Below are 14,601 nucleotides of genomic sequence, written 5' to 3' on the forward strand. Positions count from 1 at the left end.
GGTGACGCCGCGGTCATAGGATGAAGGCGATGACCACCACCCAAGCGAACCAAAACTTCAGCCTCCGCAGCATCGCGCTCCCGGCGTTCGGGCCCGCGCTTTTGTTCTGTATAGGCGAGGGGGCGGTGCTTCCGATCATCGCACTTTCGGCTCGGGACCTCGGAGCTTCGGTTGCTGTCTCCGCTCTGATCGTGACACTGATAGGTCTCGGTTCCTGGATCTTCAACATTCCGGCGTCCATCATCACCATGAAGTTCGGTGAACGGTGGGCAATTGTCGGAGCCGGTGCTGCAGGTGCGATCGCACTCGGTGCGGCTGCGTTCGCGCCGCACATGGGCAACGGGATCTGGTTACTGGCCGTCGCCATGACGTTGGTGGGGATGTCCGCCAGTGTCTTCAACCTGGCCCGGCAGAAGTTCCTGACTGAGGCAGTTCCGGTCATGTTCCGGGCGAGGGCCCTGTCCACGCTGGGCGGCGTCACCAGGATCGGTATCTTCATTGGACCGTTTATCGGCGCCGGAGTGATGCAGTTCGCGGGGATCAGCGGGGCTTATTGGGTGGGATTCGTGGGAATGATGGCGGCGGCAATATTGTCGCTCACCATCCCGGACCTAGTGATCCCTGACGCGTCCGACGGCGGCCCCCGGCCTCCGGCGTCGACGTTGAAGAGCGTGGCGGTTTCCCATGCAGGAGTATTCCTGACGGTGGGTTTCGGCATCCTTCTGCTCAGTGCGCTGCGTGCTTCGCGGCAAGTGGTGATCCCGTTGTGGGCTGACAACCTGGGGCTCGACGCTACGCACGCGTCGTTGCTCTATGGCCTTTCCGGGGCGATCGACATGCTGGTCTTCTACCCGGCAGGCAAGCTAATGGACCGCAAGGGCCGGCAGTGGGTTGCCGTTCCTTCCACGCTGATCATGGGAACAGCCCTGATACTGATCCCCTTTACCGGGGGATTTGTGTCCCTGCTGCTCGCTGCGCTGTTGATCGGGTTCGGCAATGGCATCAGTTCCGGACTGATTATGACCCTGGGTGCCGATTTCTCGCCGGATAACGGGCGCAGTCATTTTCTGGGTATTTGGCGCTTCATCTCCGACTCCGGGTCCACGGGTGGGCCGGTGTTGCTTTCCGGGCTGACGGCTGCAGTCTCGCTCTCCGCAGGGATCTGGGCCACGGGCGTCCTGGGGTTTGCCGCGGCGGCCGTGTTCGCCGTCGCAATTCCCCGCCTCAAGCACCGCCGGAACTACTGAGGAGAACCCCTGCGACTCACCGGTGACGAAACTCACCGGAGATTCACAGGAAAGTCACCTCTCTGGATAAACTCAACCAAGCTGCGTTCGCGGCCAATTTTCGGTGCTCTTTGGGGGCGCTAGAGCAAAAGGGCGAAAAAATATATGCGAGACCACCGGAGAGCAGTACGCTCACGTCTCATTCTTGTCAGTGTGGCCGCCCTGTTGGGGACGGCACTTCCCGCCCTCCCGGCGGCGGCAACCGAAACGCCGGCTCCCACGCCGAGCGCGGGGCCGGTGACGCCGGGGACTGATTCAACCACCATTCCTACGGACCAGTTCATAGTGAAGTTCAAGGACCGGGCCGGCATTCAGTCCGTCGATCCGCAGAAGTCCTTCAACCAGGCCGCAAATGCGGTGGGCGTGCCGGTAAAGAAGGTACGCACCACGGGCTCGGGCGAGCAAGTGGTGCGCACTGACCGCAAGCTCGGCGGCCCGGAAGCCAAGAAGTTGGTGGCGGCCCTGGCAGCCGATCCCAGCGTGCAATACGCAGAACCGGACGCCATCATGAGGCCCCTGGCGCTTGCACCGAACGACTCGCTTTTCAAGTATCAGTGGAACCTCGGTGCGGGGACAGGCGGAATCAACGTCCTTGGCGCGTGGGATGTCAGCCAAGGTCAGGGCAGCGTAGTGGCCGTGGTCGATACCGGGATTCTTCCGCACAGTGACCTGGACGCCAACGTTCTCCCCGGCTATGACATGATCAGCGACCCCGCGGTGGCACGTGACGGCGATGGCCGCGACACCAACCCGCGGGACGAGGGCGACGCGACGTCGGCCGGCCTCTGCGCGTCCGGTGAAGCTGCCCGGAATTCCTCATGGCATGGCACCCACGTTGCAGGCATCATCGCGGCAGTTGCCGGGAACGGAAAGGGCATTGCCGGCGTGGCGCCCCAGGCGAAGATCGTACCCGTTAGGGTTATCGGCACCTGTGGTGGCTACACGTCCGACATCGCCGATGGCATCAGGTGGGCCGCGGGCGGTTCGGTGAGCGGAGCTCCCGCCAACGCCAATCCAGCTCGTGTGATCAACCTCAGCCTCGGAGGCCAGGCAACCTGCTCCTCCACGTACCAGAACGCCGTGAACTTCGCTCGAAGCCAAGGCGCAGTGGTAGTGGCAGCGGCAGGAAACGACAACATCGACGCCTCCCAGATCAGCCCGGCGAATTGCCAGGGCGTCATGGCAGTGGGTGCCAGCACCCGGACAAACGTCAAGGCCTACTACTCAAACTTCGGCCCGAAAGTTGATATCTACGCTCCCGGCGGAGACATGACCAACAATGTCGTTGATGGCATCGTCTCCACGCTAAATGACGGCACGGACACTGCCGGAGCCGAAGCCTATTACCTGAAGGCCGGAACTTCCATGGCCGCACCCCATGTGGCCGGCGTCGCGGCTTTGATGCTTTCCAAGTTCCCCGCCTACACACCGGATGAAGTCAGAGCGACCATGCTGGTCACCGCCTCCACCGCGGGCGGCGTGAACCTAGTGAATGCAGGACTGGCGCTGCGCAATACGGCCCAGGACGCTACCCCTCTCCAATCGCAGGTCCCGGTCATCGACGGGCAACCTACCGTTGGTAACACGCTGTCCACCACCGCGGCAGGCTGGGTGGGAATCGACAGGGCAACGGTTGCCTTCCAGTGGCAGCGGGACGGTGTAGCAATTCCCGACGCCGTCAGCCCCGCCTATACGCTGGCCCCCGCCGATGTAAACGCTGCCATCTCCGTGACGGTGACAGCTACCAAGAGCCATTTCCCCGCGGTCTCGGCTACGTCGGCGGCAACGTCTCCTGTGCAGGCAGGAACCCTGACCCAAGCCACTCCGGTGATCAGCGGTTCGGCCTATGTGGGCAATACGCTCTCGGTGGACGCTGGCACGTGGGGTCCGGCTCCCGTATCCCTGGCATACCAATGGTCCCGAGGTGGCGTTCCCATCGACGGTGCTACCGGTGCTCAGTACACCCTGACTGAAGCCGACACGGGCGCGACGGTCACAGCAACAGTGACCGCGACCAAGGACGGTTACCAGCCGACGTCGGTCACTAGCGACGCCACGGCAGAAGTCCTGACTGCCGACAAGGCCGTGGCTCCAGAGCCGGTGACCTTCACCGACGCCCCGTACATGGCCGACGACAAGTACACCATCCCTGCCTCGGCGAACTTCGACTATCAGGTGGACGGAACAACGATGCCGGCAGGAACCTACCCGGCGCGCGGCCAGGTGAAGGTGGTGGCCAAGGTACATAGCGGCTTCGCGCTGTTGGCCGGGGCCCAAGCTGCGTGGACTGTGTACTTCAGCACCAAGGGACCGGCTTTCACGGCACCGGCACAGTCGCCGTTCACGGATGTGACCACCACCCAACCGTTCTACACGGAGATGGCGTGGCTGGCCGACCGGAAGATCTCCACGGGTTGGGTTGAAGCGGACAAGTCCGTGACCTATCGCCCCTCGGCCTCGATCACCCGTGATGCCATGGCAGCCTTCCTGTACCGCATGGCAGGCTCTCCCGATTACACACCGCCGGCCGTCTCGCCGTTCACGGACGTCGCTACCACCCAGCCGTTCTACAAAGAAATGTCGTGGCTTGCCCAGACAGGAATCTCATCCGGTTGGATCGAATCTAATGGGTCCCACACATACCGGCCACTGACTTCGATCAGCCGCGATGCCATGGCTGCCTTCCTGTACCGTCTGGCCAACAAACCGGACTTCGTTCCACCGGCAACCTCGCCGTTCTTTGATGTGAGTCCGGGCCAGCTGTTCTACAAGGAAATGACATGGCTGGCGGACCAGAAGATTTCCACCGGCTGGCAGGAGACGCCGACTACCAAGAGCTACCGCGCGCTTTCCCCGATCAATCGCGATGCCATGGCTGCATTCCTTTACCGGATGCCGTAAGGCTCACGGTCGGGACGAGCCGGCAGGGCCAGCACGCCGCAGGGTCAGTCATATGCGGCGTGCTGCCCTGCCAAACAACCACGTGCCACCCAGGGCGGCTGCGTAGCCTGCCACTACGATGAAGGCCGTCCCGGCCCAGAAATAGTCCACGGTACTGTCTTGGCTGAGCCCAGGAAGGATCTGGAACAGCGAATACGCTGCCACCACCACGCCGGCAAGCAGCGATGTGACACTAAGCCACACCCAGAGCCGCGAGGCTGCCCAGTGTTCGCCATATCCGTCCCACACGTTCCAACTGCTGCCCGAGCGGAGAATGAGCCACCCTGCGGGGAGCATGACGGCGCCCACCACCAAGAAGGCAGCGACGACGTCGGCCGGGCGATGCCATTGGTTGATCAGGGTAGAGACACCCGTGGCCACGGCGAACGTGCTTCCGAGGAAACCAACCAAGGGCCTCCATCGGGGCGACACCATCAGAAAAACCGCCGCAGCCGCGGATGCCGCCAAAGTGGTGTGCCCCGAGGGAAGTGAGTTCAGCTCAAGGGTCTGGACGCCCCGATCGGGCCTGTCCGGGATGACGAATTTCAGCAGCTGCGTGGCGAGGTTTGCGGCGACGCAGGCAAGCACCGCGATTCCCGCCGCCCTCCAACGGCGTCGGGCCACGGTCACGAAAAGAACCACGACGGCGGCGATCGCCAGCGACAGCATGGGCAAGAGGTCCAGGAACTCCGTGGAGGCCCTTCCCGCAGAGCCACTCAATTCGGTGGCTTCGACCAATGCGGATTCGTCGATGAATTGACCGGCGGTGGTGCGGACAAAGAAATAGTACGTTGCGGCGATGCCGAGGAAGCTTGCCGCGGTGGCCAAGGTAAACAGCACGCCCGAACCCGCGCCCGCCTCGCGTTCCCGATGCGGCCGTTTGCTCGACCTGCCGCTCACGCGGAATTGCTGGTAACTCATTCTCTTAAGACTGCCACACAGACGGGGGACGCCGGACGACGTCGGGCGCCCTAGGCTGCGACCGAGTAGCCCATCGCTGCCATCATCGAGTGCAACATCGTGGACACCCAGATGGACACAGCCACCATGTCCACCACGTAGACGGCGATGAGCGCCCACACCGGCAGCAACCCGCGCTTGGGCGCCACTTTGTGCACGATCACTGAGCGTCCCACCACGTAGACCGCCCCGTTCAGGAAAGCCCAAGCCCAGTGGAATGGACGTACGACGCCGATTTTCAGCAACCGCTGGTGGTCCAGGTAGGCCAAGAAGACCATCAGCCCCCAAGCCAGGAAGCTAAAGATCAGGGTCAGGAAGTAGCCCGGGGTGTACATCGACAGAGGGTCAATAGTGTGCACGCCTTGGCGGGTGGTGATGTACCTGAATTGTGGCTGCCACGTGGACAGTATCAAGATGGAGATCAATGGCAGGAAGGTGATGACCCAGATGAAGGGGTTGTATACCGGGGTCTTGTCACTGAGCTGGTTTCGCGGCTGGACGTAGCGCGCCGGCTGGTAGGGGCCCTGCTGGTATGGCCCCTGCTGGAATTGGCCCTGCGGGTACTGGCCCTGCGGGTACTGGCCCTGTGGGAATTGCCCCTGCTGGAATTGGCCCTGCTGCGGTGCGGCAGGCCGGAAGTGGGCAGTCCATGCCTGCCCATCCCACCACCGGACTTGGCGCGGATCAGCAGGGTCCGGGTACCAACCGGCTGGCGTCGTCGAACCGGGCATAGGCTGCGTCATGCGTCCCCCAAAGTGAGTCGTGAATTCGAGGATATCGTGTTCGGTGTCATCTCTTTTGTAAGTGCCCCTCTACATCGTCGGCGGGACGGTGTAAGGATAGGTTATGACGTTCTTCGACGACATGCCTGAATCGCCCCAAGGGTCGCGCAAACCCCAGCCGGTCAGGCCAGCTTGGGCCGGTCCGCCGTCGAACGAATTGCCGGGCGTAGTGCACGTTGGAGACTTCCTCCACAGCAGTGAGCGGATGGCCCTGGCAGTGAAACTCGTGGAGGTGTATTCCACGGGCTGCCTGCTGGACCTCACATGGACGGTCCGGCGGCGTGAAGAGTCGGACACCCAATGGCGTGAGGTTATGGACCAGGGCTTTAACCATCCAGGGTCGCGAACAGTAGGGGATAGCGGCCTGATGGTGGGCATCTCCTACGCCGATGGGGGCAAAGCGATTGCCACGCAGGACGTCCCGTTCGCTCCCCGGCATGAAGGCGTGGCCGGGCCGGTTCTTGCCGTGTTGGGCGGCGGTGGTGGCGCCGCCAACGATGAGATGGTCCAAGCATCGGCACGGTACTGGTTGTGGCCGTTGCCCGTGGAGGCCGACACGCAGATCATGGCCCAATGGGAAGCGCTCGGGGTGCCTGAAAGCTCCCTCACGCTGTCCGCGGAAGAACTGAGTGCCGCGTTGGCGAACATCCGGACGTACTGGTCCGAATAGACGTACTGGTCCGAATAGTCGTACTGGTCCCAATAGTCATTGTTTAGAGTGGCTCTATGCCAGAGCCACTTCCAGCCATGCCCTCGATCGAGGAACTCCTCGACTCCGCCCACGTTGTATCGCTGCCCATGCGGGTCAAGTTCCGCGGCATCACGGAACGGGAAACACTGCTCGTGCAAGGTCCGCTGGGCTGGGGCGAATTCTGCCCTTTCCCCGAATACGACGACGACGAATCCTCGCGGTGGTTGGCGGCGGCCTTGGAAGCGGGGTGGCTCGGCTTCCCGCCGGCGCTCCGCGAGAGCGTCCCTGTCAACGCAACTGTTCCAGCCGTCCCCGCCGAGGGTGTCCCCGAGGTGCTGGCCCGCTTTGGACGCGTAGATGCCGTCAAGGTCAAAGTCGCTGAACGGGGGCAATCCCTGGAGGACGACGTCGCCCGCGTCACCGCCGTCCGGCAGGCCCTACCGGACGCTGCGATCCGCGTCGATGCCAACGGCGGATGGGACGTGGAGGAGGCCGTGGCAGCGCTGGGTGCCCTGGCCGACGTCGGGCTTGAATATGCAGAACAGCCCGTACCCACTATCGAAGGGCTGGCCGAAGTGCGGCAACGTCTCGCAGCCCAAGGCACTCCTGTACTGATAGCTGCAGACGAGAGCGTCCGTAAAGAGGACGATCCCCTTCGCGTTGCCCGCGCGGGGGCCGCCGACCTCATCGTGGTCAAGGTGGCACCGCTCGGCGGAGTGCGGCGGGCACTGGACATCGTGTCCCAAGCCGGGCTGCCCGCCGTCGTGAGTTCGGCGTTGGATACCTCGATCGGCATCCGTGCCGGAATGGCTTTGGCCGCGGCGTTGCCTTCGTTGCCGTACGCCTGCGGGCTGGGCACGGTCTCACTGTTCGCCTCCGACGTGACGGCCCATCCTCTGGTGGCCGACGACGGCGAGATCCGGCTACGCGACGCCGTCGCCGATCCCGGACTGCTGGAGCAGTACGCGGCCACGGGGGAACGCCGCGACTGGTGGGTGGAGCGGCTCCGCCGAGTGCACGCCGTGTTGGCAGCTACGGGCACGCACGGGCGTGCATAGACTCGCCCATAGACTGGAACGGTGACTTCCCAGGACTCCCTCACCTCTATCGCCGCCGCACGAATCGCCGTAAATGCGCTGCTCGACGGCGGTGTGCGCCATGTGGTGGTGGCGCCGGGCTCACGCTCGGCACCCATGGCGTACGCCCTCGCTGAGGCCGAGGCGGCCGGGCGGGTTCGCCTCCATGTGCGCATCGACGAGCGCGACGCCGGATTCACGGCCCTGGGACTTGCCCTGTCCACCGAAGCCCCCGTCGGCGTCGTGACAACCTCAGGAACGGCTGTGGGCAACCTCCTTCCATCCGTCATGGAGGCCAACCACGCCGCCGTTCCGGTGATTGTGGTCTCCGCCGACCGGCCCCAGGAACTCCATGGCACCGGAGCCAACCAAACCACCGCGCAACTGGACCTTTTTGGCGAGCACGTGCGTTTCGCCGTCGACGTTCGGGCCGGCGAGGATCCTTCGCGAGCTGTTGCCACTGCCCTCTACGCCGCCACGGGCGCCCTCGAAGGCACACCGCCCGGACCGGTCCAAATAAACCTGGCGTTCCGTGACCCACTGGTCCCAGGGAACGGTGATGCTTTGCCCACCACTACCGGCCACGGTGTTTTCCATTACGACGCCGGCCCGCAAGCGTTGGATCTGCCGGCGGCGTCCAGCGAACTCGCAGAGCGACGGACCGTGGTCCTGGCCGGGCACGATGCGGGCCCGATAGCCGAGGCCTTTGCCCGGGCCCACGGACTGCCGCTGCTCGCCGAACCGTCCTCCAACGCACGCTTCGGCCCGAACGCAGTGGGCCCCTACAGGCTCTTGCTCGAACACTTCGGGCCCGGGTCACCAACCCCGATTGAGCGCGTTGTCCTCTTTGGCCGGGCAACGCTCTCCCGGCCTGTAACAACGCTGTTGGCCCGCGAATCCGTGGAATCAGCGATTTACCAGCCCGTTCCCGTGGCGTGGTACGAGGCCGGCCGGCGGCGCGAGGCCCCCATCGAGACCCTCCACGAACTGGCTGACTTTGCGGGCCGGGGCGCTGCGGAATGGTTGGATGCCTGGCTCCTCGCCGGGGCAGCCGCGCAGCATGCCATGGACGGCGTCCTCGCTTCAGAGGAGGACGCGAACGGTCCTGGCGTGGGAGCCGCTGTGTGGGAGCATGCGCGCGGACACCTTGTGCTTGGTTCATCGAACGGCATCCGCGACGTCGACCTTGCCGGCCGGCCACCAAGGGAACCGGCGGCCACTGTCTACGCCAACCGCGGGTTGGCGGGGATCGACGGCACTGTCTCCACAGCGACCGGGATTGCGCTCGGAAGTGGACGGGAAACCACGGTGTTGCTCGGCGATGTGACCTTCCTGCACGACGTCGGCGGCCTCCTCCTCGGCTCAGGCGAACCGGTGCCGGATCTGCGCATCGTGGTCCTCAATGACTCCGGGGGTGCCATCTTCGGGCTCCTCGAACACGGCGCCGTCCAGGATTCAGGCGCCTACGGCACCGCCGTCGAACGCCTCTTCGGCACGCCCCACACAGTGGACATCGCCGCGCTGGCTGCCGCGTACGGCATCGGATACAAAAAAGTAAGCACGACGGCGGAACTCGCCGTCGTGCTTACCGGGCCTTTGAAAGGCCGCACCATTGTGGAAGTGAGCACAGACCGTTCAGGCCTGCGCACCCTTCATTCGCGCATCAAGGATGCTGTTGCCGCGGCCGTCTCCCAAGTGTTGCTCGGGGCATAGCCGCGGCAGCGGGCTACAGAACGCGGCTCAGGAATTCCTTGGTCCGCGCGTGCTGGGGGTTGGCGATGATCTCCCGGGGGTCACCGGATTCGACGACCACCCCGCCGTCCATAAAGGTGAGCCGGTCGCCCACTTCGCGGGCGAAGCCGATCTCGTGGGTTACCACGATCATGGTCATTCCGGACTTTGCCAGGTCTTTCATCACGTTCAGGACGTCGCCCACCAGCTCGGGGTCCAGTGCGGAGGTGGGCTCGTCGAAGAGCATCAGTTCCGGTTCCATGGCCAGGGCCCGGGCGATCGCCACACGTTGCTGCTGGCCACCTGAAAGCTGGCCGGGGTAGTGGTTGGCGCGGTCAGCCAGGCCCACCCGGTCCAGGAGTTCAAGGGCCTGCTTTTTGGCTGCGCCCTTGTTCTTTCCCTTGACCTGCACGGGAGCTTCCATGACGTTGTACAGCGCTGTCTTGTGCGGGAACAGGTTGAAACGCTGGAACACCATGCCGATCTCCCGGCGCTGCGCAGCGATCTCCTTGACTTTCAGGTCGTGGAGGCGGCCGTTGACTTCGCGGTAGCCGATCAGTTGATCGCCCACGGAGATGCGTCCGGCGCTGATGCTCTCCAAGAGGTTCACGCAGCGGAGCATGGTGGATTTGCCGGAACCGGACGGCCCGATGACTACCGATACTTCGCCTTGGTTGACGGTCAGGTCAATGCCGCGGAGCACGTGGTGCGGGCCGAAGTACTTGTGAAGCCCTTCGATGCGCACCAGGGGTTTGTCGGTGGTGGTGCTCATTCTGCCTCATCCTCGGGGTCGTCCATCATCAAAGACGGTTCTGCTGCGGCGCTGGGTGCCATCGCGGCTGAAGCCTTTGCTGCTGCAGGGTTGATGACTGCAGGGGCCAGGTTGTCTACACCCTTGCCGTAGTAGGCCTCGATGTAGTGCTGACCCACCATGAGCAGGCTGGTGATGACCAGATACCAGATAGCGGCCACGATCAGCAGCGGCACCGGAAGGTAGATCCGGTTGGCCAATGCGTTGGTGGCGAACGTCAGGTCCAGGGTGAACGGCACGGCCAGAACCAGGGAGGTGGTCTTGAGCATGCCGATGGTCTCGTTGCCCGTCGGGGGGACGATGATGCGCATGGCCTGGGGCAGGATGATCCGCCACATGATCTTGGCATTGCTCATGCCCAGGGCTTCGGCGGCTTCGGTCTGTCCCTTGTCCACGGATTTCAGGCCGGCACGGAAAATCTCCGCCAGGTACGCCGATTCGTTCAGGCCCAAGCCCAGGATCGCAGCCACGAGGGCGGTGATGACGGTGTTGGTGTCAACGCTGAACAGTTCGGGACCGAACGGCACCCCGGCACTGATCTTCGGGTAGAGAACGGCCACCAGGCCCCAGAACACCAACTGCGTGTACACAGGGGTTCCGCGGAAGAACCAGACCCAGAGCCATGCGGTGTACCGCAGGACCGGGTTGTCGGACTGGCGCATGACGGCCAGCAGGATGGCGAGGACGATTGCGATGACCATGGAGGCCACGGTGAGCAGGAGCGTCCAGCCGACGCCCTGTACCACCTTGGTGTCCAGGATGTACGTGCCCACAACATCCCAACGGAAGTTGGTGTTGGTGACCACGCTCTGGATCATCAAGGCCAGCAGGCCAAGGATGACCAGTGCGCTGATCCACCGCCCCGGGTGCCTGACCGGGACTGAATCGTTCAGTACCGGGGCTTTGTTGCCTCCATGGTGGTCCATGTGTGCACCTGATTTGTGATCGGTGGCGGGAATACTCAAGACTTGACCGCCGGGTTTACCTCGGAGGTGGTGATGGCGCCTTCGGCGTTGCCCCAGCCGGTGAGGATCTTCTTGTAGGAACCGTCAGCCATGAGCTTGGTCAGCGTCTTCTGGATGAGGGCGGCGAGGGCGGTGTCGGACTTTGCCACGGCAATACCCTGGGGAGCGGCGTCGTAGACATCCCCGAGCTTTTCGAGCTGGCCGTTGGTCTGGGCCAAGGCGTAGCCGATGATGGGGGAGTCCGCTGCCATGGCGTCGATGCTGCCGTTCACCAGGCGCGTGGTGACGTCGGTCTGGTTCTTGAGGGTGACGATGTTGATGGCAGGCTTGCCGTCAGCTGCGCACTTCTTGTTGCGGCCCGACAGGTCAGGGTCTTCCTGGACGGTGCCGGTCTGGACGCCGATGGACTTGCCGCAGACGTCATCGAGGGAGAACTTCTTCGGGTTGCCCTTCTGCACAGCCCAGGCGGTGCCGGCGTTGAAGTAACTCACCATGTTGACGGCCCCGAGGCGCTCAGGGTTGATCGTGAAGGAAGAAATGCCGAGATCGTACTTAGGGCCAAGGGCCGGAAGGATGCCGGTGAACTCTGCGGTCTGCACCTGAACCTTGAGGCCCAAGGTGGCACCGATCGCCTTGGCGATGTCGACGTCGTAACCCACCGGAGTCTGTCCATCGGCACCGAGGAACTCCGCCGGAGCGTAAGAGGTATCCGAACCAACGGTCAGGGTTCCCTTGGACTTCAAGGCCGCAGGGACCATGGCTGCCAAAGCATCGTCCTTGGTAATGGTGGTGGGGTCGAAGCTTGCGTTGGCGCCCCCGGAAGCCGAAGCGGCACTCGAAGGGCCAGCTTGCGAGGCATTGGTGCAGCCGGTCAGTGCCAGAGCACCGATTGCAATGACTGCAGCAGCCTTGAGCGTCGAAGTGACCGGAAGCGAACGGGATTTCTGCATTTTCTTACCTTTTGTTGCAGCGGATGCGAAACTAATCGGTTCATAGTGTAACGCCGAACGTGAGATGTGCGTCACAGAAAACTAAGTTTTACTATTGGATAACTAGCTTAGTGAAAAATCAAGACCCACGACGAGGCTATTGTCTCGCATTCCAGACAGTTCCGCAGGCCGGAGGCAGGCTCCGGTGGGGCGTAATTCAGCTGTTGATGCCCAGCGATTCGAGCATCGGACGGAATTTGGCCCACGTCTCGGCGAGTTCGGCCTCGGGAACTGAGCCTTCAACGATTCCGCATCCCGCATACAGCCGGACGCTGGTGGGGCTTTCGATGATGGCACCGCGCAGGGCAATTCCCCATTCGCCGTTGCCCGCGGCATCGAGCCAACCTACCGGCCCCGCGTACGGGCCGCGGTCCATGTGTTCCAGTTCGCGGATCAGTTCACCTGCCACCAGCGTGGGTGTTCCACACACTGCGGCTGTGGGATGAAGGGCGTTAATCAGTGCCAGGCACGTGGGGACATGCCCTTCGACGTCGGCCAGTTCGGCCTTGACGTCTGAGGCCAGATGCCACACGTTGGGCAGTTCCAGAATGAACGGTTCGCTGTGCGCGTTCATCGCCTCAGAGAAAGGGGCAAGCTGTGTGGTCAGTGATTGGATCGCAATCTCATGCTCGTGGCGTTGTTTCTCCGACCCTGCCAAGACGCGTTCCGCGTATTCCATGGGTGAGCCGTCGATGCCTTCAGCGTCGCGCCGATCCAACGTTCCGGCCAGGACGCGTGCTTGTGCGGTCCGGCCCTCCACCTGGATGAGCATTTCCGGAGTAGCACCCACGAGGCCGTCCACACCGTACGTCCAGCATTCGCGGTATCGGCTGGCTAATTGCTGCAGGACCTTGGCGGCTTTGACACCGTGAGGCAGGGTTGCCACGACGTCGCGCGCCAGCACCAGCTTTTCCAGCTTGCCGGTGCGAATCTGCGCCACACCGTCGGCGACCGCCTGCTTCCAGTCCGCTTCGCTGAGCGAACCGCTCGCCAAGGTGGCGGTTCCGTCCGCAGTTACAGGTGACAGGTCCACGAATGGTGACGCGTCGTCGTCGTCGTCCTGGTGCGTGCGAAGCCAGCCAGCCAAAGCGGCGAGGGCTCCCGCTTCGGTGAGTTCGACGTCGTCGAGGGTTAGCTGCGTGAGCCACGACTTCCCGTCCCGGATCCCGACCACGATTTCAGGAAGGACAAGGCCCGATTCGAACGCTGACGTCTTGGAGAAGGCAAAGGAGCCGAAGGCCACCGGGCCGGTGCCGGGCAGTTCCACGGCATCGGTGACGTCGGCCTCGATCACGAGGTGGCGCCACCAGATATCGGCCTCAAGGAAACGGTCAGGACCGGAGGCTGTGAACCGCGCCAGCTCACCGAATCCCACCAGTCCGTTCTCCCGCCTGGACCAGCACAGGACGTCGTCCCGGACCAGAAACGACGGCAGCCCCCCGGAGGATGAATCAACATCGAGGGGGACTGTCAAAGTGCGGAGCGTGCTCGTCATGATGGAACTACACTACTCCCGGGTTCAGGAAGAACTTGACCCTTCTTCTACAGCGCAGCAAAGTCCGCTGAATGTCTGAGACAATTGCAGGGTGAACCGAGCATCCTTGGAAAAGCGTCCGGACGAAGTTGCGACGATGTTTGATGATGTCGCCCCAAAATACGATGTCGTCAATGATGTCCTGTCCATGGGGCAGACACGGCGTTGGCGCCGCATCGTTGTGGACGCCATGGATGTCAAGGTGGGCCAAAAGGTCCTGGACCTTGCTGCCGGAACGGGCACGTCCAGCGAACCCTATGCGGACGCCGGCGTAGACGTAGTGGCGTGTGACTTTTCCCTCGGAATGCTTAAGGTGGGTAAACGCCGTCGGCCGGACATCGACTTCATCGCCGGGGACGCGACGAACCTGCCGTTCGCTGACAACAGTTTCGATGCCTCCACCATCTCCTTCGGTTTGCGCAATGTCGTGGAGCCCCGCAAGGCCTTGGAAGAGATGCTGCGCGTCACCAAGCCCGGCGGCCGGCTGGTCATCGCCGAGTTCTCCCATCCCGTGGTTCCGCTCTGGCGCAACCTGTACACCGAATACCTGATGCGTGCGCTGCCGGCCATCGCAACCAAAGTGTCCTCCAACCCGGACGCCTACGTGTACCTTGCCGAATCCATCCGCGCTTGGCCGGACCAGGACAACCTCGCCCAATGGCTCAGTGATGCCGGCTGGACGGACATTACGTACCGCAACCTCAGTGGCGGAATCGTTGCCGTGCACCGGGCGCAGAAGCCTGCCGAGCATCGTGAAAGCGTTCCGGTGGCCAAGTTGCGCCGCCACATCAAGCCGCGCCACCAGGCCGGATGACTTTTTTCGCCTGCTGATTTAG

At 63.3% G+C, this 14,601-nt stretch carries 12 protein-coding genes; 6 read left to right on the plus strand and 6 right to left on the minus strand.

Features of this window, described 5'->3' with window-relative positions:
* The first annotated feature begins 29 nt into the window (after positions 1–29).
* On the plus strand, positions 30–1,247 hold the full coding sequence (locus QRN42_RS16470) for an MFS transporter (protein ID WP_284980213.1): 1,218 nt from the start codon (positions 30–32) through the stop codon (positions 1,245–1,247).
* 144 nt (positions 1,248–1,391) lie between these two features.
* Entirely contained in the window at positions 1,392–4,187 is a 2,796-nt protein-coding gene (locus tag QRN42_RS16475) for a S8 family serine peptidase (protein WP_284980214.1), read from the plus strand.
* A gap of 48 nt (positions 4,188–4,235) precedes the next feature.
* Here the strand turns inward: QRN42_RS16475 and QRN42_RS16480 are convergent, their stop codons facing one another.
* Positions 4,236–5,147, minus strand: a complete 912-nt coding sequence (locus QRN42_RS16480; RefSeq protein WP_284980215.1) for a phosphatase PAP2 family protein — start codon at positions 5,145–5,147, stop codon at positions 4,236–4,238.
* Between the two features lie 50 nt (positions 5,148–5,197).
* Positions 5,198–5,929 carry a DUF2510 domain-containing protein gene (locus tag QRN42_RS16485; RefSeq protein ID WP_284980216.1) on the minus strand — a complete coding sequence of 244 codons (732 nt, stop codon included), beginning with the start codon at positions 5,927–5,929 and terminating at the stop codon, positions 5,198–5,200.
* 103 nt (positions 5,930–6,032) lie between these two features.
* Between QRN42_RS16485 and QRN42_RS16490 the strand changes: the two genes are divergently transcribed.
* The 3 genes from QRN42_RS16490 to menD are packed head-to-tail and all read left to right on the plus strand — an operon-like array spanning position 6,033 to position 9,448.
* Entirely contained in the window at positions 6,033–6,638 is a 606-nt protein-coding gene (locus QRN42_RS16490; RefSeq protein ID WP_284980217.1) for a hypothetical protein, read from the plus strand.
* 56 nt (positions 6,639–6,694) lie between these two features.
* Complete coding sequence (locus QRN42_RS16495; protein WP_284980218.1) at positions 6,695–7,717, plus strand: o-succinylbenzoate synthase; 1,023 nt, start codon at positions 6,695–6,697, stop codon at positions 7,715–7,717.
* 21 nt (positions 7,718–7,738) lie between these two features.
* Positions 7,739–9,448, plus strand: coding sequence for a 2-succinyl-5-enolpyruvyl-6-hydroxy-3-cyclohexene-1-carboxylic-acid synthase (gene menD, locus QRN42_RS16500; protein ID WP_284980219.1), 1,710 nt, complete (start codon positions 7,739–7,741; stop codon positions 9,446–9,448).
* Between the two features lie 13 nt (positions 9,449–9,461).
* On the opposite strand, the gene QRN42_RS16505 is transcribed toward menD, so the two are convergent.
* The 4 genes from QRN42_RS16505 to QRN42_RS16520 form a co-directional block, all read right to left on the minus strand.
* Positions 9,462–10,238 carry an amino acid ABC transporter ATP-binding protein gene (locus QRN42_RS16505; protein ID WP_284975463.1) on the minus strand — a complete coding sequence of 259 codons (777 nt, stop codon included), beginning with the start codon at positions 10,236–10,238 and terminating at the stop codon, positions 9,462–9,464.
* Positions 10,235–11,203 carry an amino acid ABC transporter permease gene (locus QRN42_RS16510; protein WP_284980220.1) on the minus strand — a complete coding sequence of 323 codons (969 nt, stop codon included), beginning with the start codon at positions 11,201–11,203 and terminating at the stop codon, positions 10,235–10,237. The genes QRN42_RS16505 and QRN42_RS16510 overlap by 4 nt, the downstream gene beginning before the upstream one ends.
* Before the next feature lie 35 nt (positions 11,204–11,238).
* Entirely contained in the window at positions 11,239–12,192 is a 954-nt protein-coding gene (locus QRN42_RS16515) for an ABC transporter substrate-binding protein (protein ID WP_284980221.1), read from the minus strand.
* 196 nt (positions 12,193–12,388) lie between these two features.
* Positions 12,389–13,726 (minus strand): isochorismate synthase, encoded by a 1,338-nt coding sequence (locus QRN42_RS16520; protein ID WP_284980222.1) that lies wholly within the window; start codon positions 13,724–13,726, stop codon positions 12,389–12,391.
* Positions 13,727–13,817: 91 nt separating this feature from the next.
* On the opposite strand from QRN42_RS16520, the gene QRN42_RS16525 reads away from it, so the two are divergent.
* Entirely contained in the window at positions 13,818–14,579 is a 762-nt protein-coding gene (locus QRN42_RS16525) for a demethylmenaquinone methyltransferase (protein ID WP_284975459.1), read from the plus strand.
* Positions 14,580–14,601 lie beyond the last annotated feature (22 nt).

The sequence above is a fragment of the Arthrobacter sp. fls2-241-R2A-200 genome, assembly GCF_030209745.1.
GTDB lineage: Bacteria > Actinomycetota > Actinomycetes > Actinomycetales > Micrococcaceae > Arthrobacter.

Coding starts and splice junctions, on each gene's coding strand:
- QRN42_RS16470 (WP_284980213.1), top strand. CDS start 30: ATGACCACCACCCAAGCGAACCAAAACTTCAGCCTCCGCAGCATCGCG.
- QRN42_RS16475 (WP_284980214.1), top strand. CDS start 1,392: ATGCGAGACCACCGGAGAGCAGTACGCTCACGTCTCATTCTTGTCAGT.
- QRN42_RS16480 (WP_284980215.1), bottom strand. CDS start 5,147: ATGAGTTACCAGCAATTCCGCGTGAGCGGCAGGTCGAGCAAACGGCCG.
- QRN42_RS16485 (WP_284980216.1), bottom strand. CDS start 5,929: ATGACGCAGCCTATGCCCGGTTCGACGACGCCAGCCGGTTGGTACCCG.
- QRN42_RS16490 (WP_284980217.1), top strand. CDS start 6,033: ATGACGTTCTTCGACGACATGCCTGAATCGCCCCAAGGGTCGCGCAAA.
- QRN42_RS16495 (WP_284980218.1), top strand. CDS start 6,695: ATGCCAGAGCCACTTCCAGCCATGCCCTCGATCGAGGAACTCCTCGAC.
- QRN42_RS16505 (WP_284975463.1), bottom strand. CDS start 10,238: ATGAGCACCACCACCGACAAACCCCTGGTGCGCATCGAAGGGCTTCAC.
- QRN42_RS16510 (WP_284980220.1), bottom strand. CDS start 11,203: ATGGACCACCATGGAGGCAACAAAGCCCCGGTACTGAACGATTCAGTC.
- QRN42_RS16515 (WP_284980221.1), bottom strand. CDS start 12,192: ATGCAGAAATCCCGTTCGCTTCCGGTCACTTCGACGCTCAAGGCTGCT.
- QRN42_RS16520 (WP_284980222.1), bottom strand. CDS start 13,726: ATGACGAGCACGCTCCGCACTTTGACAGTCCCCCTCGATGTTGATTCA.